This is a genomic window from Legionella sp. 16cNR16C (assembly GCF_021297775.1).
GTDB lineage: Bacteria > Pseudomonadota > Gammaproteobacteria > Legionellales > Legionellaceae > Legionella_C > Legionella_C quinlivanii_A.
Window position 1 is genome coordinate 470,299 of the sequence record NZ_JAJTMX010000003.1, and the last position, 18,780, is coordinate 489,078.

The following is an 18,780-nucleotide window of genomic DNA, read 5'->3' on the forward strand; positions in this document are numbered from 1 at the left end:
TTCGCCCGACATTTCATTTTTCACCAAAATCCAGCGAATAAGATGGTTTAGAAATTGTCCAGTGAGAAGGAATAATTCCATTTTTAACAAATTGATGAATGCTTGAATAAGGCCAATCGATTGGTTGAGACACATGTCCATGCTTAACCGGATTATAATGAATATAATTGACATGATGCTCAAAGTCTAATTCATCACGAATAAGATGCTCCCAAAACCGTTTCTGCCAAATACCCCTTTCGCGCCTGTTCTTCTGTATTGGAGACACGAGCTCTTTTATTGATAGCTGCCTTGAAAAGATGCCTTTTATCAGATTCCACCGTAAGGAAAAATTCCCATCATTTTCTGGAAGGGTCATTATTGTGTGAAGATGGTCAGGCAAGATGACAATCGCATCAATTATAAATGGGTAATAATGCTTGGAACGGCGAAAGGCCATACGTAGTACATCAATCTGTTCGATGAGTAATCTACTGCTTCGATTTTGCAGATTAACAGTAAAGAAATAAGTGGCACCGGGAATAATCACTCGTCGATAGCGCATGTTGGATTGCTTATATATTCCGTTATGAAAGAGCTTTATAACAGTTTTGATTTTAGTGAGCAAGAAGGAAAAAGGAAACGTCGGGCGAAAGCGCCCGACCTACGCTTGGTTTGAAAGAAATAAATCTATACTGACTATATAATGTATATATTGTTGATAATTGGACTTTTGTCATGAAATGTAGTTTTAGACTAAATAACCTATACGAAGAGCAAATAGAGTTAGTTGATGCCAAAGCCAAAAAAGCATTAGCCAGGAAATACCTTCAGCAAGGAGTCATTCCGGCATCTGAGAAAAGCTATCAGATAATTTTGTCCAATGCTGTGAATGACGTAATGAGATTTCTTGGTCAGAGTGCACAAAACATTCCGGTTGAAATTCTGGTAGAAGAAGATGTCCACATAATCGATATCAGAAAAATTATACAGGGGGATGCGGAAACGATTTCTCTGGTTAATCAGCTTCTCAGTACATCCAGTACTCCTAACATTGATAACTGGACTGTCCATAGACTGAATGGCAAACAGTATCTCTTGTCTCATCCCATTATAAACAGAAAATACTTTCCAACCGATCAGAAATTGGGAAGCGGAGGCCAGGGAAAGGTAAAGCCTCTTTTTGAACTTATTTTTGAAGAGGGTCAAATCACAGGGGCAAAGCGAGCCGGCAAAGCAGGTAAATCAAGCTATGTCTATTCGGATGATTATATAACCGATGAACGAGATTTATTGCGAGAGCTGCCTCATTTAGGTTTTGTAGATGAATTTTTATTGCCTATTCGCGACAACCGTAAGCAATTTTTAGTTATGGAAGAGTTTGAGGGGATGAGTCTTCGCGCATTACTCTATAAGACTGGCAAAGATAATTATTTCACCGCGGGGCAGATCCTGCAGTTGTCAAAACGGCTTTTTGAAGTACTTGGCACTCAATTTCATGCCTATGGAATCTTTCATGGTGATATCAAGCCTGATAATATTATGGTCAATATCAGCAGTGAAATGATTGCAAATGGCCTCAGGAACATTGATATCAATGCATTGAAAATAACAATTATTGACGTCGATACTGCTCAAAGGAGCAATCCTGACAGCACTCCAGCAAGCATCACTACACCAGGATATATTCCCCCTGAAGCGTTCCGTAGTTGGACCAAAGACTTTAAAAAATCTGATAGTTATGGTGTAGTCATGATTGCGGCTGAATTATTTCGTGACGATAGCCATATTTCGCCTCTTCCTCCGAGCGACAAATACACTAAACCGCCTTTTAGTGTCTTGAATAATAGCGATAATACAAATATCCCCGAGTTTAGCAATAGCTTAAAGCTTCAACTCCTGAACGTTCTAAATGCAGGAACGCTTGAGAACATTGAGGAACGTTATGATCCTGAACAAATGGTTGATGCTTTTGAATCATTGATTCTGCTGGAGCAGGAACTCAGGATGGCTTCGCCTGATACTAAGACAGATGAGACGACAGAGATAGATAGTGCTTCAGAGCAATTGGCTGATGCCTCCTGCTCAATGATTGAAGCAGCAGATCAAGAACTCATTCTGACATCCGAGACTGCTAATATTAAACACTCTGATATAGTTCCAATTGGCGAATCAAGTGATAGGCGGGATGACGACAGTGTTGAACTTGGTGCAACGCAAACCGGCGATAAGTCTCATCAATCGATCAGTGAGAACCCTATTTCGGCAAAATATATCCAAAATCAGGCGTTTTTTTATCAACAGTCAAAATCCTTTAAGTTCCAGATCCCTGAGCAAAATGAAAACTCCACACTAACTGTAGATGAATATAATCAAATCAAATTACTCATCGAGCGCTTGCATAGTGAACGAACCAGCCTATGGCCTTATCCAAATAAGGAGCGCAAACTCAGTAAGATTGATGCGCTAATTGAGCTTATCGTAGAAACAAACAGCGGTTTAGCTCGTGATGATATAATAGCTAAGCTTGAAAAAAGAGAGTCCGTTATAGCCGGTAGGAATTCACGAACCGCTGATTTATTGGACAGTTTGAAAGAGAGAAAATTGCAGGATTTGCCTTAAGAGGTGAAAGCTATTCCCCTGTTTTGTGGGCGAAGGAGCCCACACTAATTATTCATTTAAAAACACTGTGTCACATGCCGTGATAGAGTATGCTCCTCAATGTGAACCTCATTGGAGGCGGTTTTATTCACATTAGTTAATAAGCTTGCGACGATTTTATGCATAGTGAATGTCTGATTGGAATAATCCTGAGATCGGAAAAAATGCCTTTCTTTTTTTAAGAGGTGATCGGGAGAATTTAAAAGCAGCATTGCCAACTCTTTTCTTAGTTCTGGGCTTAAGTTATCAACAATTTTATTAAGTCCATTATAATAAGCCATCTTTCTATCTTTCAGATCTGAAATAAAGCCAATCTCCTGAAGCAGATGTTCATTGATCTCTTTAGCAGTTTTAAAGTTTAACTGAGAATCAGCAGAACGGCAGATGCCCAATACTTTGAGCCGTAAATTATTCTGTTCGCATCCTTCTTCAAGCGGTAGGGTTTCCAATGCTGTTAAAACCTCTGGTAAGCTGTAAACCCACACATCATCCTGGTCAATTTTGAAATAATGAGCGAGGCTTTCGGCCAGAGTATGTGGCTTTAGTGATGGGTCGAGCAGACATAGTTCAATCAATCCCTGATCACTGAAATCAGAGGTCTCCGGGGCATTATTATCTTGCGGGGGAGCTCCCAGTCTGCATTTATATGCCCCGATCATGTCGGTTAAAAATGTTTGATAATACGGCAACGACGATTGGGTGAGGGTTAATTGCTTAAACTCCCTGACAGTTGCAGCCAAATCGTAATCAAAAAAGTGTTGAAGCCTGAATTCAAACCATTGAGCGCGCAAGCTGTGAAGTTGCCTGCTTTCGGGATAAAGTGTTTCAAGTTCCTTTAAATTCTTGCGGATTAAATCCGCCAGCCCATTAAGATTATCTTTGTAATCCATTGTGCCATTTAGAAATTCTTCAATTTCTTTTGTTGTGGCGGCCAGGGCCTGTTGCCCCTCATCAAAGAGCGCTTTGATTTTTTTGTTTCTTTCCAAGGCCGTATTAATACGTTGAAGTATAGGCCCCCGAATTCCATTACCAACAAGATTTAGATATATCACACTAGTATTGGTTTCGAGTGCTTCTGCAAGTCTTTGCGCACCGGCAGTACCAATTCTATTTTGGCCAAACTCTAGTGAGGTAAGACTGGTGTTGGTTTTAAGTAGTTCAGCGAAGCCTTGCGCACCGTCATCATCAATTTCATTTTGGTAAAGATCGACGGAGCTAAGAGTGGTATTAGTCTTAAGTGCTTCAACAAGGCTTCGTACCCCATTTGAGCTAATTTGATTATGGTTTAGCCCAAGGAAGGTCAGCACTTTATTGGTTTTAAGGGCATTAGCAAGGCTTTGCATCCCGGCATCCCGGATTGAATTATTAAAAAGGTCAATGGAGGTCAGACTATTATTGGTCTCAAGTGCTTCCGCAAGATGTGTTGCACCGGCAGCTCCAATTTGATTAGCGCCAAGCTGGATACTGATCAGGCCAGTGTTGTTTTTCAATCCTTCCGCTAGATACTGCGCAGCCTCAACACCAATCTTATTACCAGAAAGGCTTATGGAGGTCAGGCGTGTATTGATTTTGAATGCTTTAGCCAGGTCTCGAATACCACCAGCACCAATTTGATTACTGCCAAGGCCAATGAAGCTTAGTGGGGTATTGGTTTCAAGCAGTTTGGCGACTATCGAGGCCCCCTTATCCAGGATTGAATTATCATAAAGATTAATGGAGGTCAGGCCAGTATTCCTCTTGAGGCCTTCCGCCAGAAACTCTGTACCTTCAACACCAAGATTATTCTCCCGAAGGTCAAGGGACTTTAGGGTATTATTGATGGTAAGTGCATCACCCAGCCGCCGGCCCCCCGGAGCACAAATGAAATTACAGAAAAGACTAATGTCAGTCAGGCGTTGATTAATTTCGAGCATCTCAGCGAAACTTTGAGCCCCTTGGTCACATAGCTGATTACCGCCAAGGTTAAGAGTGGTCACGCTTGTATTGGTTTCAAGCTCTCTGGCCAAGCTCCGCGCCCCTTCGACACCGATGTTGTTAAGAGCAAGATCCATGTCAGTCAGGCTGGTATTAGTATGAAGTGCCTGAGCGAGATTTTGCGCATCCTCATCGTTTATTATAAAACCATTCTCTTTTATAGAGGTCAGGGCTGGGTCATTTCGAGCAATTCGGTCTAATATTTCTTGATCAATCATAAGGAAGTATTCAGCGCTAAAATTTAAAGGCAAAAATTGATATAAATAGGACAATACTTTAACACTTGAATCGATTTAAATCAAATTGCGATATCCATGGCAAAGAATCAGAGGCAGTGTCCGAACTTCGGAATAAGCAAAAATTGTATAAACTGAATGCTTATGATGATAGGAATTTTTAATGAAGAAGATAAAATTGAAAGGAACTGAGATTATTTTATCAAACCCTGGGGGTTAAATCCTTGGCAGAGCCATTGGCCTCTTGGCATTTAAATTGTAGGTCGAGCCCCATCAGGCTAAGAATATCTAATTCCCTCTCCACTGCGCGCGGTGGAGAGGGGATAACAACGGCTATGTCCCTTGGCCCAACAAAGGGTTAGACCACTCAGACAATGGATAGGCGGCAGGTGCTTTTATCAGCATATTGTGGTGTTAATGATTTTTTCTGGGTCCCTCATCACTTTTTGATAGCTCATTGTCTTGCCCATTTTGTTTTGCTTCTCCTGGGCGCTTATCAGCAGGATAAAACCCGGGATAGTTTGCTGCACTTCTCAGCATCCCATTTTTTATGCCAACAAATTTTGCAAATCTAAACAAAGATTCAGGACTAAAATCCTTGGCCTCCCTTGGATTGGTAATATCGGGAAAATTATCAATTGCAATTTCAAAATCATTTAGCAATTTATCAAGGGCATCGTGTCCATAAATGATGGAATAGACTCTAAGTTCCAGCAATTGTTCCAACTGGGGTTTTAAATAACCAAAGGCTTGATGATAACGATGAATTGACTTTTCATCATCTTGCATATTACCAATCAATAAAACAAACTCGTCATTAGCTTGCTCATTAATCAACTCATCGGCAGTATTGAGAATTTCATTGAGCAAAAGCTGCTTTATTTTTAGAATAATCGATACGTTATCCACGTATATGAACTTAATCAATGGGGATAAACCTTGTAATCGCTCACAGAATTTATTGGCTGTGCCGCCAAAACAAATTTCCTTATCCTCCGCTGGTACATTATCAGAGCCCATCGCATCCAGATTATAACCTCGCTGAATTTCATAAAGTGCTGATACAAAAGCAGCCCAATAATCAAGCTGATCATCCTGAGAGATGTTATGAAAAATCAGGCGTATAAATTGCTCGATACTAATCACCTGAAGCCTTTCAGCTTCTTGTTCCATTAGGGGCAACAGTGGTGAAATTGCCGCTTCCTTACCTAGTTCTGTTTCTTTAGCCAGGCGCAAAGCGATCGCCTTTTTTTCAGAATCTAAAACAATTTCTGCAGGCAGCGAACTTAAACGCTTCAAACAATCAATCGCCGCACGTTTTTGTTCAGCATCCAGCGTTTCGTCAGCGAGATCTTCGAGCAAACTCGTGATTTCCTGAATACTTTTCAGAGTAACAGGATTTTGTCTATGGTTTAAATCTAATAACCAGGCTGTTAAGTCCGTTGTTGCATGAACGCTGGCCGTATGGGTGCTCTGAGCTCGATTAATTTCTAATTGAACAAGTTCTTCTTCATCCAGATAGAGCAGATTCTGATTGACATAATTACGTATAGCATTTTGTTTTTCTTCGATAGTTCCATCGCTGCGGCAAATCGCAATAAATGAATTGACATCATCCTGTCTCAACTCTCCGAGTGGCATTGCATTCCAAATCCCTAACATGGGTCTTGAAAATAAAACCTGATCAAATGGTCTTAACAGCTCAAAATTAGCCTTCAGTAACCCTGCCGATTGTAATTGAGACAGCCCCTGCCCCATACTGTTAGGCTGCGCAAAATGAGTAAGCCGGAATAGGGAGGCTTCATTCAATAATTTTTCATCGTGCAATGTGATAATCATGTATGCTAATGTGCTCGTTAAATGGTAATTAAGAATTTCATCAAAATAAATTGGCCCATTTTCAGAACTCAATAAATTCTCTACATAGCCTAGTATGGTATCTAAATTCTCCAAATCTGGATGATTCTTCAGGTTTTCCAAATGCTTATTAATCAAATAACCTAACTGATAATTACGCTCAATGAATTCATTTATTAGCATGATGATTATTTTCTGTCATTCAGGATATATACAGTATAGCCATTTAACTGGATTCAGCAGGCGAACAGAGGCTCCAGGAGTCAGATTGAATCAATGGCTGTCTATGGTCTAGAATTAAGCAAAGTGGTTAATTGAGATAATGATATGCCCTGGAAGAAACTGGGTGAGGGTGCTTTCAATACAGCTTATGTCAATGATGAAGAAACTCTGGTATTCAAAAAGCCTCAAAGTGCAGGTCAGGCCACCGATACACCGGAACGTGCTGTGAGAATATGGAATGAAATAAACTCCCATATTAAGCCAGCTGCTGAAGTCCATAAGCTAGAACCCCTCGGCAGAGGTTGGACCTGCCCATACATAAAAGGTCGCCAGGCTACTGATAGAGAAATCAGCACTGCTGTTATTGATATTTTCAATCGTACAGGGCGTATTATCATTGATGCTGCCCCCTTTAACTTTATAACCACTGCCGAGGGGCAAACCGTTTGCATAGATGTTGGTATGGCTTTGCTGCTGGAAAAAGAAGAGGAAGACAAAGTTAGCAGCAAAGAAAATCGCAGAAACAGCATAATAAGCAGTGAAACCTGGGAACAACAGGGTGCTCGTTTCAATCATTGGCTCTCTGTATTGAGAAAAAAAATTCCAGAAAGTATGGATACTGTTAAGGCTTTATTATTCATGAAGGAAAAAAGGCCGGATATGTTTGATGCCAGCTTTTTAAAAGCCAACCCCGCTGTGGCGAAAATACTGGCTGACGGATATAACAGTGAACGCGAATTACGATTCGGCTGGGGACCAAACTCAGAATTAGATTTGGCCAAAGAATTTGCTGACCACGTGTTCTCAAGCGATAGTCGCTCTCAAAAACCCTTGCCAAGTATTTCATTCTGGACAAAAGATAAATTGGCAGATGCAGTTGTGAAAGGTAAAAAAATATTACTGAATGAAAGAGAGCTCAGCCTTAATAATAAAGAAAGTTGTATCAGAGAGCTAACCCGCTATATTGATTCAAGAGGATCTTTGGTGCAAGGTAAGTTTTCTGAGTCCCTGACTACACGCTATTTTCGAGATCGGGCATTAACCGCAACCAAAGTGGAGTATGCCAAACTGCTTATAGATAAGATTGGGGATGCAAACTCCATTGATGAGATTAAGGCGCATGTTGATAAGCTGAAGTACAATGCCATCTTAAAAAAATCAGATCATACCAGCAATTTAATTGTCCATCTCAGCCGCTGTTCTGCCATGTGTGATGTGGTAAAAAGAGAGGCTCCAAAGCTTCAGCAAGAAAAAGGACATGATGGGCCTGAGAATCTAATGAAGTAAATGCCAGAGAGCTATTTGAAGTTAATCACTTAAATCTACTTATGGTCTTTAATGGCTATTTCTTACTTTATCAATGGAGCTTATGTCTCAGAACAAACTCAGCAATTGTTGTTGTGTTGCTTCCAAAAATCAATTCCGGTATAATCAAAATATGTACACAATGGCCATATATTTATAAGATTGGCCTGTAACAGGGAATAAAATGCTAGACAAACTTCAAATCGACCAAATGCGTAAATCGTTTCAATTTGTCAATTCTGGTACGCTTGTTCAACAAATTATGCACAACTACCTAGTTGGAGGGGCTTTCTATCGGGGCGATAAGGGGTATCCGAAAGATTTCCGTGAAGCTCAGCGCTATCTACTAAAGTCAGCATTACTAATCGCTAAAAACCCAAATGATACGCCTCCAATTACCCCTAATCACATTCTGGAAGGCTGCCTTCTTTTTGTACTGCCATCAAAACCTGAAGTGCCTTTTTCTCTGCCTGTATTAAATGGGGCTTATGTACGAATTAAGAACAGCAGGGAAGATGAGTTATATTATCTGAATAGACCTAAAAACATATGGCAAAAAATTGAGCTCGACAAAAAAAGACTTGAGCAATTTGATTACGCATTACGTGTTCTCGACCTGATTTCAACCGATAGTAAGCGCTACTATAGTTGGGGCGATGTATCAAGTTTTGAAGCAGCTAGTCGTGAGCTTAAAAAACAACAGTTTGAACATGAGCGGATTAAAGACATCACGGGACACAGACATGATGGAACACTAGGGAATGAGTTTTATAGCGAAGCAGCACTTTTGTCAAAGCTCACAGAAATTGAAAACAGCACCAACAGGAGCTGTTCTGCTTTAGAGCAATCTTTTTGCATTCAAAATACGGATACGCAGGTTGAAGAAAATACTAATAGGCCCGGCTTCAGCTAGTTTAAAATTGATGGGTTATTTAAGGCTCCCATTCCAGCTGACGCTTTAGCATAGATGTATTTAAAACAAATGGTCGGAATTTATGGATCACTACTTGCAAGCATTAGCACAAAAACTCAGGGCGAAACTCAAGTACTAACTAATAAGGAAAACCATGGACAGGGCAACAATAACGGAGTTGATCCTAGCTGCACGAGTACAAAAGAAACTGCGTTGGGCGGAGGTAGCTAAAGCAGTTGGCGGCAGCAAAGAGTGGGTTACCGCAGGCTGCCTTGGGCAAATGACATTTAATGCTACGCAAGCAGAAACAGTGGTCAAATTATTTGACTTACCAAAGGAAGCTTTGGCGATATTGCAAACAGTACCTCATCGCGGTTCTTTGCCAACAGCCGTTCCAACCGATCCACTAATCTATCGTTTTTATGAATTAGTGAGTGTTTATGGCACCACATTTAAAGAACTAATTCAGGAAGAATTTGGTGATGGCATCATGAGCGCTATTGATTTTAAGATGGATTTGCAACGCGAACCTGACCCGGCAGGGGATCGAGTATCAATAAATTTAAGCGGTAAGTTCCTAAAATATAAGGAATATTGATTGCCTGATCCACTTCTAAAATCTTAGGAAATAGTGGTTTTATTGAACTACTTTAAGCACCTATTTTTGAGATACATAATATTATTAAGGGCATATATGGTAATCAACTAATCACTGCAAAGCGCAATTCTGTACTTCTTCTAATGGAATCAATTCCTCAAGAATTTGGATCCGCATAGAGTAAGTCGGTCTTGGAGAAATTGCAGCAGATAAAAAACGATATCTGTTATAGGAACTGGCAATTTCCGTGATTTTCAAATTGGTTATAGCCGCTTCAAAAGTTCGTTCCAATCCAGCGAGGTTGTAATGTCCCGCTAAAGAATGCTCGAGCAATTTTTCCAATATTGAAATTTCCTGAATGCGGACTTCTTTAGCAAATTCAGGATTTAAATCTTCAATATGTATTTTGGTGGCATCAAGATGCCAGCATTCTCTTGGAAAATAGATAGTCCTTGCATATATTGCATTAGCAAAATAAGGCATTGATAGATGACCATATTTATTAAAACTATGCTTTTGTATTGTTTTAAGATGAGGGAACATATAGAGACTAAGCTTTCCCATGGCGTGAACACTGAATTTAGCCAGAAAATGTTTATACTCTTCACTGCTATAGGCTATATCGTGAAACATTTTAGCCGAGCTAGCTCTCCCATTATTATATTTAATATCATAAGCCCAATGCGCAAATAGCATTAAAAGGCCTTCAATACATGCGCCGCTATCAATGTAATCAAAAAGGTGGATTTTTTTTGTTGTTTGTAAAAGTTCGATATTAAGTCCTATTCGTTCCAAATTGGCGCGCATGCCTTCCAATTGATTATTTTCCGGATAAGAATTAAAAGCATAAAAACGGCCTGAGCAAGGAAAATGAAAGCAGGGATGACCTGCTGCTTTTAAAATAAATGCGTGAAGAGCTGGACTTCTACCAGGCATAAGCAGAATCTCACCTTCACCAATCATTCGGACTAACGAAAATGAGGTGTCGATAAGATCTTGAATTTGAGAGTCATGTAATTGTAAAGTTAATACTGATGCATCGTTCCTGGCTTTGGTTTTTGATTTAATCAAAGCCAAGCTGTTATCGATTTTTTCTTGCATTGAAGGTGTTTTCTGGTCAAAATGTTTATAGTTTACACTAAATGTTCAAGTTGCTCTATGAGTTTTTAACCTACAAGATGCAGCCGGTTATTTGTTTATAGCGTTACCGCCATCGAAGCTATTGGCTTCTTGAGTCTGATCCGTCTCTAATAGGTAAAGTTATTGCCCATATTATAAAGTTATTGCCCATATTAAATGAGGCTCTGCGTTTAATTATCAACAGTATACAACATCTATACTCTTATTAAGGCCAATTAAGAACAGAGTATTCATGACTTATTACGATATGTTAGGTATTTCACCAACCAATGATTTAGAACAAATTGTAATGACGGTAATGAAACTAAAGTTTTTAAAATTACCATGTAATGACCCGACAAGACCTGGAGCGTCTGAACTCGATTAAACATTTTTTTTCAAAATTTTCAAATGAATACTATGATTATGTCACTAATCCTCAAAGTATTTGTCAAGTTCCAGGGGAAGATATTTACGATCTGAACGATCAGTAGCTAAAACATCTAATTAAAGCAACGATATGCCGTTTTCAAGATAGATAGACACAAACCTATGATTGACTATTTATTGATCTTTGTGTAAAATTTATGAAAAACATTTAAGGCTAGAGATGAAATTACATACACAGGAAGAAAAAACAAAATTTTTAAAAGAGTTATATGAACATATAAACAGAATTTATGAACAAAATCTAACCCATTCTGATAAAAAATATTTTACCCCTCAAGAAAGGTATGACGGACGCTTATCTCAGCAATACACTTTAAAAGTGACTAAAGAGGCTACTGATCTAATACCCAGTGTAATTTCGCTTAGCAATGAATTCAGTGGAAATAACTTCACTGTTAAATTGGCTAAGTTGAATCTTTTGATCGCCCTATACAATACTGTAAAAAATCAAGCTGATTCTCAGGAAGTGGTAGATTTGGATATTATTTTTGAAACATTTAAAAATAACTATAATGATGTAAGGATTACGATGTATGGGTATAAAGATTCAGAGAGTGTATTTAAAACACATCGTCGTGAAATCCAAAGAGAAGGTTTTGTTGCGAAATTTTTAAACTTCTTTTTCGGTAAACCAAAATCTGAGAAATTCCTTGAAAAATATAACTTTTTTAAAGAGCCGGCTAGGCAAAAAGATAAAGTTGATGAATTTGCAGAAAAATTTAATCTTGAAGCCAAGCTAATTGAAAGTATTGAGCCAGCATCGAATAAAGGGATCGAAATAAAAGCAGTATCAACCGAGGCTGCTATTACAATTGAAATGGCTATACGAGCGAAACTAGAAGAAGTAGCATCAAAGAAATTAGGCAGCGATATTAGGTTTTTGAATGATAGAGGAATGCCCTCAAACGATGCGCCATCAATTACTTTGGAAGTTTGGAATGAGGCTTATCATATTTTGGATGGGTTATTTCAAGAGCCATCACAGCAAGCTAAATTTGAGTAGACCTTATGCAGGCAGGGGCATCTCCCTAAAGGCAAACAGAAATCACTCATACTTCCATATGAGTGATTTTATTCCATTGTATCTTTAAATTTCCTTTCACGATAAAGCCTTCTGATTATTAACAATCTCCTCAGCCTTCTTTCAAACTGGACCTAGCTATAACAGACTGGAAGGTTATGCCAAGGGTTTAAGTAATATGAAAACTTGCAGAGAGACCTTAAGCAAGTCAATTTGAGTATTATGTCAAGGCTAAATATCAGGGAGTACCTTGCTCATAGGCATATATGGATATGCAATTATAGGTATATTAATTCAATCAATTTGCACCCTATATGCACCCTGCAAAAGCTGGTGCTTTGTCGGGAAATAACGTAACCCATTGATTTTATTGGTCGGAGTGACAGGAATTGAACCTGCGACCCCTGCCTCCCGAAGGCAGTGCTCTACCAGTCTGAGCTACACTCCGTTGATTTTAGTGATTGCGATTTATCGCAAATTCGGCCAATTCCACCAGCGCTGTTTTGTACTGGGATGCGGGCAGAATATCCAGAGCGCAAAGCGCGTGGTTGACTTCCTCTGCCGCACATTGCTTTGTGTAGGCAATGGATTGCGTTTCTTCGATTATTTGCAATATAGCTTCCAGCTTATCGCGATTGCCCGTTTGCAGGCTTTCTCTGATAATTTGCTGTTGTTCTGGATTTGAATGCTCCAGTGCATGTAATAATGGCATGGTTGCCTTTCCATCTGCAAGATCATCGCCGATATTTTTGCCGATGGTTTTACTGTCTGCACAGTAATCCAGGGCATCATCAATGAGCTGAAAGGCGTTTCCTAAATGAAGTCCATAGGCATATAGCGCCTTTTCCAAAGGTTCACCGGCATTGCTAAGGATAGCGCCAATCGATGCGGCGGCGGCAAATAACAGGGCGGTTTTTGCGCGAATCACATCATAATAGTCTTTGACTGTTAGTGAGGAATTATGCTTGTTGACCAGCTGCTTGACTTCCCCACAGCTTATTTGATGAGAGGTGTCAGCCAGAAGGTGAAGAACTGACCAGTTGTGCACATTCACCATCAACTGAACGGACTGGGTGAAGAGATAATCCCCTACGAGTATACTTGCTTTACTGCCCCAGATTTCATTAGCAGTTTCTCTTCCGCGTCTTAAGGTGGATTCGTCAACCACATCATCGTGTAATAAGGTTGCAGTGTGAAAATATTCAATCATGGCGGCCAGGGGAATATGATCCCGTCCTTCATATCCACAGGCGTGGCTCGCTAATAATAACAGAAGTGGGCGTAAGCGTTTACCGCCGCTCTGGACAATATAGTGCGACAAGTCTTCAATTAATCCGACCTGTGACTGGATTTTGTCAATAATTAATGAATTAACGGCTTCAAAGTCTTCGCTGACTAATGCCCTCAAACGATTAACCGTCATAATCTGCCCCTGCGCTTGTTATGCTCGCATGCTAAGTCGGGTCAGCGATAATGTCAAGTTTGAAGAGGACCGCAACAGACCTGTCATGCTATAAACATGCCTGCTCTTTGCGGTATTCAAAATGTAAATGGTCTAAACTCAAAATATAAGTTGAGTCAGGATAACCGCAATGACAATAAATAATCCGCAATCAATTTGGATGATTAGCAATATTAGCGATGATAAATTTTTACCGTTCAAGGTAGAAATCGTGGGGCAGATCAATGAGCTTCCAAAGCAATCCCCCTATGCCATTGTGATGTCTAAGAAAGAGCGGCAGGAGTGGGTTGCCTTGTTGCGCGAACTCCGTTCGATTCCGACGTATCGGTATACGCCTATTTTCTACCATGGTGACATTGATGAGTCTCTCCATGACTTATTTGATGGCTCGGCTGACGATGAATTATTGACTAAAGCTCATGCGATTCATCAGCGTTTAAAAAAAATTCCGGGGAATGTGCTTTTGTCAGAAGAGAAAGAGGTAATGCTCAGCACTTATCTTTATACACGTCCCGAATTAAAATTAAGAGGTCAGATTAGTTATCACAATCCATATGTCTATTATTTTCCATTAATTACTCTGTTTTCTTCTCCGGAGGAGAAAAGGGATGACTGGGAATTTCTTGAAGATTTGGTCTTAAGGGATATCCTTTCTCAGCATAATTTGATTGATGAAATCAAGATTTGCAGTTTCTGTAGTTCCGGTCTGTTAAATTTAAAAAATTCCTGCCCCAGCTGCCATTCGATTCGTATTAAATTACAGAATTTTGTTCATTGTTATACTTGCGGCAAAATAGGGCCTGTTCCAGAGTTTCTTCGTCGGGAGCGATTGATTTGCAGCCGCTGTAATACCAAGCTCGAAGAACTGGGTGTGGATTATGATAAGCCTGTCGAAGATAAAATGTGTATGGATTGTGGGCATTTTTTTGCTGAAGCGGAAGTGAATATGATGTGTTTGGTTTGTCAGCGTCTTTTTTTCATTGATGAATTAAAAACAAGATATTTGTATGATTATTCATTAACCCGGAGAGCTGAATATCTGGTGCAGGGTATTGAAAAGGAAATTTATCATAATTTTCATCAGTTTTTTAATGTCATTGACTATATCGTTTTTATGGCGATTGTATCCTGGCAAGCCAAACTGGCAGAACGTTATAACACCTGGTATTTCAGCATAATGACCTTGCGCATTCTCAATGAAGATCAATTACTGCATGAGAAAGGGATTGTTAATACCGAGCGGGCTATGGGACAATTTTTTAAAAAATTGCGGCAAATCTTTCGCGAAAGTGATTTATCCTCCAGGATGGAAGGTACTATGTTTTTTCTGTTACCAATGACAGACCGAGAGGGTTGTCTCGCTTTAATCGATCGTATTCGCCAGTACCTCTCACAGGAGATGGGCTCGGAAATTAAAGAGCTGGCGTTGGGCTTGAGTTATCTGACCTCCTCTGAAATGATTAGCGGGCAGATGGAGGGAGAGCTTATAACTACTGAATTATTGGCGAGACTCAATGATAGCAGCTCTAACTTGCTCAGTTCTGGAAAATGAGCCGCTTTCAGCGCTTAATTTTTTTTAATTGAGATTGTCTGTAATTATCCACCAGGGAAAGCTGGCGAATATCCAGTAAGTGGATAATGCCAATCATCGTGGAATTATTAATTCGTCCCTTTTTGCGAAGCTGTCTTAGCTCTTTGCGAGCGCCTTCCAGGGCTGCCAGGCGTAAAGATTCTTCAAAATCAAGTGCTTTCAGACTTGCCATTTTCTCTGTTTCTCCGCCGACACTGGAGGAAACAAATTGGCTAAGGGAAGCGGTAAGTGTTTTGCCCACCTGTGTGCACAGATTGAGTTCTTCTTCATTTAAATTCTCGGCCAGTTGAGCAAGTTCCTGTTCTATAGCCTGTATACCGGCCTGGGCTGCAGCGATTCGTGCCTGAAACTCTTCATCATCCGGCGATTCGATAATTAAAGAGCGCAGGCTAGGAATAATGAGAGGCAGTACTATTGCACTCAATAACAGGGAACAGAGTACGACCCCCACGACTACGCTGATTAAGAGATCCCTCATGGGGAAGGGTGAGCCGTCAGGCATCCAGGTAGGTAATGAAAGGATTGCTGCTAAAGCGATAGCTCCGCGAATTCCGCCAAACGCTATAGCGGTTACAATTTTTAAATTGGGGATTTTCCACTCTGTCTGTTTTCGTCTCGCTATCATTGCCTCAAAAGGCAAGGTCAGATAAATCCAGAGCGCCCTGAGCGCAATCAGAGAGCAGGTTATCAATGCAATAATCAGGAAGCAATTCGATACGCTGGTGCCGGTATAAGCAATGATTTGAAAGGAATTGGGTAAATATAAACCCAGTAAAATGAAAATGATGCCATTTAAGGTAGTTTCGAGCATTCCCCAGACAAAGCGGCCTTCAATGCGCATGATAGCCATTGTCTTATCCAGAAAACCTGCCTGATCGAGGGTAAAACCGGCAGCCACTGCGGCAATAATGCCTGAGCATCCCAGATGTTCGGCTGCAAGATAGGCTGCGTAAGGCAAAAGTAAAAGCAGCAGATTTTCGGTGGTGGTTTCACTGGCGTTTCGACGGCTTAGCTGTCCGAGGGCGGCAATGAATAAATAGGTCAGCAGAACGCCAATGATAATTCCTCCTAATCCCACCAGAAGCAGACTGATAGTGGCATTAGTGAAGGAAAAGAAACCGGTCAGCATCGCGGTAACTGAAAATTTAAATGACACAAGGCCAGAGGCGTCATTTAATAATGCCTCGCCCTGCAGAATATGCCGCAAACGCTCGGGCATTCCGGTTTTGCTTGTCATTGATTTTAAAGATACAGCGTCAGTCGGTGATAAAGCTGCGGCCAGTGCGAAGCAGGCTGCTAATGGGATTGAGGGTTCAAGCCAGTGAAGCAGATACCCCATGCCGGCGACCGTAAAAAACACGAGCCCGATTGAGAGCATAATAATCGGGCGGGTATTGGAAAAGAACTCTCTTTTAGGGAAATGCCAGCTGTCGCTGAATAATAATGGAGGTATGAACAACAGCATGAACAACTCAGGATTAAAACCAATATAAAAGTTGGGGGACAGGCTGCTGGCAAGCGCTCCCAGCGCAATTTGGACCAGTGGTGAGGGTAATGACGGTAATAATCGGGAAACCACGCCCGAAATAACCAGGATAAATAAGAGAACAAGACAGGTGAACATGCTTTCCATTCTTACTCCTGGTATGGATTAAATTGAACTTAGTCTATCATAAAATAATTTATCCGGCTGAAATAGTTTTATAAACTGGCGTTTGCTCGGGTTATTTTGTACTAAACTTAAAGGGTAAGAACAATTAAGGACAAATGATAGTTCAGTCCAGATCCGCCGTTCAATTCAATAAATCAAACGATCTTAAATAAAAATTCATAATTAGGAGATAAATATGAAAAGGATGATAGCATTTCTATTCACCGTGATGGCATTTTCTCTGCATGCCAACACAGGCAGCAGCACGAATTCCACCACATCAACCGGCACTAATGCAACCAGCACTCCTGATACGGGCACTTCCTCTACAACGGGTACAGGCAGCACGAGTACAGGAACTAACGGAACAGACTCCACGACAGGAACTACCGGAACGGGTACAGACAACAATACTACAACAAATCCTGGAACCAATAATACCGGAACAGGCACAACCAATCCTGGAACTGACAGCACCGGAACAGGCACAGGCACAACCAATCCTGGAACTGACAGCACAGGGACAGGTACAGGTACAACCAATCCTGGAACAGGTAGTACTGGAACAGGCAGCGGCAGTTCAAGTGGTTCTTCTTATTAGTTCCTGACGAAGGAGCCAGTTTAATTTCCCGCTTGGGCGGGAAATTTTCTGGTGCAGCAAAGGGGAAAACAAATATAAAAGGAAGCACAGAGTGGTCAGTAATTGTTGACGAGTTTCGCAAAACTGCGCCTCAATTCCTTGTCTCAGAGCCTGTAACTTCTACATTCAGAGCTTGTGGACCTCTTACGGTGTGCTCTGCAACGAACGTTACTTCTGAACCTTCTATCAGAGTGCGAAAGCCTGTGCACTGAATCTCTCGAAAATGCACGAAATAATCCTCATTATTGGCCATAATAAATCCATAACCTTTTTTAGCATTAAACCATTTAACCTTTCCTTTAATTTTATCCGTCATAAAATTTACTCCATTAATTGTATAGTAGCGTATGTCATGGTTAGCGCGATTTAAGGGAAAAACGACTATTATTTATCATCTCTTGTTTGTATTTATTTATAAATAGTGGAATTTACAGGATTTATTAGTGGTTTTCCTTAGCATCAGGGTGTATTTTATTTGGTTGTTAATGTTAAATATTGTCTATAATGTTTTATAAATCGTCTAGTCAAGGATAGATAATGAAGGACAAAGAACAGGTTGCTGTTCCCTATAATCTGCAGGAAATACGAAACGAAGCGAGAAATAGTCTACAAGACGGTGCGGTGACCTGTGACTATCCGCTTGATTTAACGCAGGCCTGCAAGTTGTTAAATGATGCTTTGGCGACAGAGATCTTATGTGTATTGCGCTATCGCCACCATCAGATTATTGCCAAGGGCATTGATTACATCCAGGTGGCTGCAGAATTTGAAGAACATGCGCAGCAGGAAGAGCATCATATGCTGATGATTGCTGAGCGAATTAATCAGCTGGGAGGTGACCCTGATTTCAATCCTGCCAACATTCTTTCACGTTCTGCTACAGAGTTCGGTTCCAGTACCGATTTGCGCGGTATGATTGAGGATGATCTGGTTGCTGAGCGAATTGCGATTATGGTCTATCGCAAATTAATCGCCTGGTTTGGGCAGGAAGATCCCACCACACGGCGCATGCTGGAAGTGATTCTTGAGGAAGAAGAGGATCACGCCAACGATCTGGCAGACTTGCTTGCTTTAACTCACTAGCGCTGAGCCAACTGCGCT

At 40.6% G+C, this 18,780-nt stretch carries 15 protein-coding genes and 1 tRNA gene; 8 read left to right on the forward strand and 8 right to left on the reverse strand.

Annotated features, from left to right (window positions below; all coding sequences use genetic code 11):
• Nucleotides 1-13 precede the first annotated feature (13 nt).
• Nucleotides 14-544 carry a transposase gene (locus LXA66_RS12180; protein ID WP_233013365.1) on the reverse strand — a complete coding sequence of 177 codons (531 nt, stop codon included), beginning with the start codon at nucleotides 542-544 and terminating at the stop codon, nucleotides 14-16.
• 173 nt (nucleotides 545-717) lie between these two features.
• Here LXA66_RS12180 and LXA66_RS12185 point away from each other — a divergent pair, with 173 nt between their 5' ends.
• On the forward strand, nucleotides 718-2,601 hold the full coding sequence (locus LXA66_RS12185) for a hypothetical protein (RefSeq protein ID WP_233013366.1): 1,884 nt from the start codon (nucleotides 718-720) through the stop codon (nucleotides 2,599-2,601).
• 56 nt (nucleotides 2,602-2,657) lie between these two features.
• Here LXA66_RS12185 and LXA66_RS12190 read toward each other — a convergent pair whose 3' ends face one another.
• Nucleotides 2,658-4,832 (reverse strand): hypothetical protein, encoded by a 2,175-nt coding sequence (locus tag LXA66_RS12190; protein ID WP_233013367.1) that lies wholly within the window; start codon nucleotides 4,830-4,832, stop codon nucleotides 2,658-2,660.
• A 432-nt stretch (nucleotides 4,833-5,264) separates the two neighbouring features.
• On the reverse strand, nucleotides 5,265-6,890 hold the full coding sequence (locus tag LXA66_RS12195) for a hypothetical protein (protein WP_233013368.1): 1,626 nt from the start codon (nucleotides 6,888-6,890) through the stop codon (nucleotides 5,265-5,267).
• Between the two features lie 144 nt (nucleotides 6,891-7,034).
• Here LXA66_RS12195 and LXA66_RS12200 point away from each other — a divergent pair, with 144 nt between their 5' ends.
• The 3 genes from LXA66_RS12200 to cynS all read left to right on the forward strand — a co-directional run bounded on the left by LXA66_RS12200 (nucleotide 7,035) and on the right by cynS (nucleotide 9,745).
• A complete protein-coding gene (locus LXA66_RS12200) occupies nucleotides 7,035-8,216 on the forward strand; it encodes a hypothetical protein (protein WP_233013369.1) in 1,182 nt (393 codons plus the stop codon).
• A gap of 202 nt (nucleotides 8,217-8,418) precedes the next feature.
• Nucleotides 8,419-9,147: a hypothetical protein gene (locus LXA66_RS12205; protein ID WP_233013370.1), complete on the forward strand. Its 729-nt coding sequence runs from the start codon at nucleotides 8,419-8,421 to the stop codon at nucleotides 9,145-9,147.
• Nucleotides 9,148-9,301: 154 nt separating this feature from the next.
• Complete coding sequence (gene cynS / locus LXA66_RS12210; RefSeq protein ID WP_233013371.1) at nucleotides 9,302-9,745, forward strand: cyanase; 444 nt, start codon at nucleotides 9,302-9,304, stop codon at nucleotides 9,743-9,745.
• A 111-nt stretch (nucleotides 9,746-9,856) separates the two neighbouring features.
• Here cynS and LXA66_RS12215 read toward each other — a convergent pair whose 3' ends face one another.
• The gene (locus tag LXA66_RS12215) at nucleotides 9,857-10,846 is read right to left on the reverse strand and encodes a hypothetical protein (RefSeq protein WP_233013372.1); all 990 of its coding nucleotides are present in this window, start codon (nucleotides 10,844-10,846) and stop codon (nucleotides 9,857-9,859) included.
• 628 nt (nucleotides 10,847-11,474) lie between these two features.
• Between LXA66_RS12215 and LXA66_RS12220 the strand changes: the two genes are divergently transcribed.
• Nucleotides 11,475-12,317 (forward strand): hypothetical protein, encoded by an 843-nt coding sequence (locus LXA66_RS12220; protein ID WP_233013373.1) that lies wholly within the window; start codon nucleotides 11,475-11,477, stop codon nucleotides 12,315-12,317.
• Between the two features lie 389 nt (nucleotides 12,318-12,706).
• Here LXA66_RS12220 and LXA66_RS12225 read toward each other — a convergent pair.
• Nucleotides 12,707-12,783 (reverse strand) — tRNA-Pro (locus tag LXA66_RS12225).
• A gap of 6 nt (nucleotides 12,784-12,789) precedes the next feature.
• Nucleotides 12,790-13,758 (reverse strand): polyprenyl synthetase family protein, encoded by a 969-nt coding sequence (locus tag LXA66_RS12230; RefSeq protein ID WP_233013374.1) that lies wholly within the window; start codon nucleotides 13,756-13,758, stop codon nucleotides 12,790-12,792.
• Nucleotides 13,759-13,927: 169 nt separating this feature from the next.
• On the opposite strand from LXA66_RS12230, the gene LXA66_RS12235 reads away from it, so the two are divergent.
• Entirely contained in the window at nucleotides 13,928-15,349 is a 1,422-nt protein-coding gene (locus LXA66_RS12235) for a hypothetical protein (RefSeq protein ID WP_233013375.1), read from the forward strand.
• Between the two features lie 7 nt (nucleotides 15,350-15,356).
• Here LXA66_RS12235 and LXA66_RS12240 read toward each other — a convergent pair whose 3' ends face one another.
• Nucleotides 15,357-17,021, reverse strand: a complete 1,665-nt coding sequence (locus LXA66_RS12240; RefSeq protein ID WP_233013376.1) for a Na+/H+ antiporter — start codon at nucleotides 17,019-17,021, stop codon at nucleotides 15,357-15,359.
• A 214-nt stretch (nucleotides 17,022-17,235) separates the two neighbouring features.
• Here LXA66_RS12240 and LXA66_RS12245 point away from each other — a divergent pair, with 214 nt between their 5' ends.
• A complete protein-coding gene (locus tag LXA66_RS12245; RefSeq protein WP_233013377.1) occupies nucleotides 17,236-17,640 on the forward strand; it encodes a hypothetical protein in 405 nt (134 codons plus the stop codon).
• A gap of 130 nt (nucleotides 17,641-17,770) precedes the next feature.
• Here the strand turns inward: LXA66_RS12245 and LXA66_RS12250 are convergent, their stop codons facing one another.
• On the reverse strand, nucleotides 17,771-17,995 hold the full coding sequence (locus tag LXA66_RS12250; RefSeq protein ID WP_112220719.1) for a cold-shock protein: 225 nt from the start codon (nucleotides 17,993-17,995) through the stop codon (nucleotides 17,771-17,773).
• Nucleotides 17,996-18,216: 221 nt separating this feature from the next.
• Between LXA66_RS12250 and LXA66_RS12255 the strand changes: the two genes are divergently transcribed.
• Nucleotides 18,217-18,762, forward strand: coding sequence for a bacterioferritin (locus LXA66_RS12255; RefSeq protein WP_233013378.1), 546 nt, complete (start codon nucleotides 18,217-18,219; stop codon nucleotides 18,760-18,762).
• Nucleotides 18,763-18,780: the final 18 nt, after the last annotated feature.

Bases quoted from the DNA above. Each gene is read 5' to 3' on its own strand.
- LXA66_RS12180 (WP_233013365.1), bottom strand. From the start codon at position 544: ATGCGCTATCGACGAGTGATTATTCCCGGTGCCACTTATTTCTTTACT.
- LXA66_RS12185 (WP_233013366.1), top strand. From the start codon at position 718: ATGAAATGTAGTTTTAGACTAAATAACCTATACGAAGAGCAAATAGAG.
- LXA66_RS12190 (WP_233013367.1), bottom strand. From the start codon at position 4,832: ATGATTGATCAAGAAATATTAGACCGAATTGCTCGAAATGACCCAGCC.
- LXA66_RS12195 (WP_233013368.1), bottom strand. From the start codon at position 6,890: ATGCTAATAAATGAATTCATTGAGCGTAATTATCAGTTAGGTTATTTG.
- LXA66_RS12200 (WP_233013369.1), top strand. From the start codon at position 7,035: ATGCCCTGGAAGAAACTGGGTGAGGGTGCTTTCAATACAGCTTATGTC.
- LXA66_RS12205 (WP_233013370.1), top strand. From the start codon at position 8,419: ATGCTAGACAAACTTCAAATCGACCAAATGCGTAAATCGTTTCAATTT.
- cynS (WP_233013371.1), top strand. From the start codon at position 9,302: ATGGACAGGGCAACAATAACGGAGTTGATCCTAGCTGCACGAGTACAA.
- LXA66_RS12215 (WP_233013372.1), bottom strand. From the start codon at position 10,846: ATGCAAGAAAAAATCGATAACAGCTTGGCTTTGATTAAATCAAAAACC.
- LXA66_RS12220 (WP_233013373.1), top strand. From the start codon at position 11,475: ATGAAATTACATACACAGGAAGAAAAAACAAAATTTTTAAAAGAGTTA.
- LXA66_RS12230 (WP_233013374.1), bottom strand. From the start codon at position 13,758: ATGACGGTTAATCGTTTGAGGGCATTAGTCAGCGAAGACTTTGAAGCC.
- LXA66_RS12235 (WP_233013375.1), top strand. From the start codon at position 13,928: ATGACAATAAATAATCCGCAATCAATTTGGATGATTAGCAATATTAGC.
- LXA66_RS12240 (WP_233013376.1), bottom strand. From the start codon at position 17,021: ATGGAAAGCATGTTCACCTGTCTTGTTCTCTTATTTATCCTGGTTATT.
- LXA66_RS12245 (WP_233013377.1), top strand. From the start codon at position 17,236: ATGAAAAGGATGATAGCATTTCTATTCACCGTGATGGCATTTTCTCTG.
- LXA66_RS12250 (WP_112220719.1), bottom strand. From the start codon at position 17,995: ATGACGGATAAAATTAAAGGAAAGGTTAAATGGTTTAATGCTAAAAAA.
- LXA66_RS12255 (WP_233013378.1), top strand. From the start codon at position 18,217: ATGAAGGACAAAGAACAGGTTGCTGTTCCCTATAATCTGCAGGAAATA.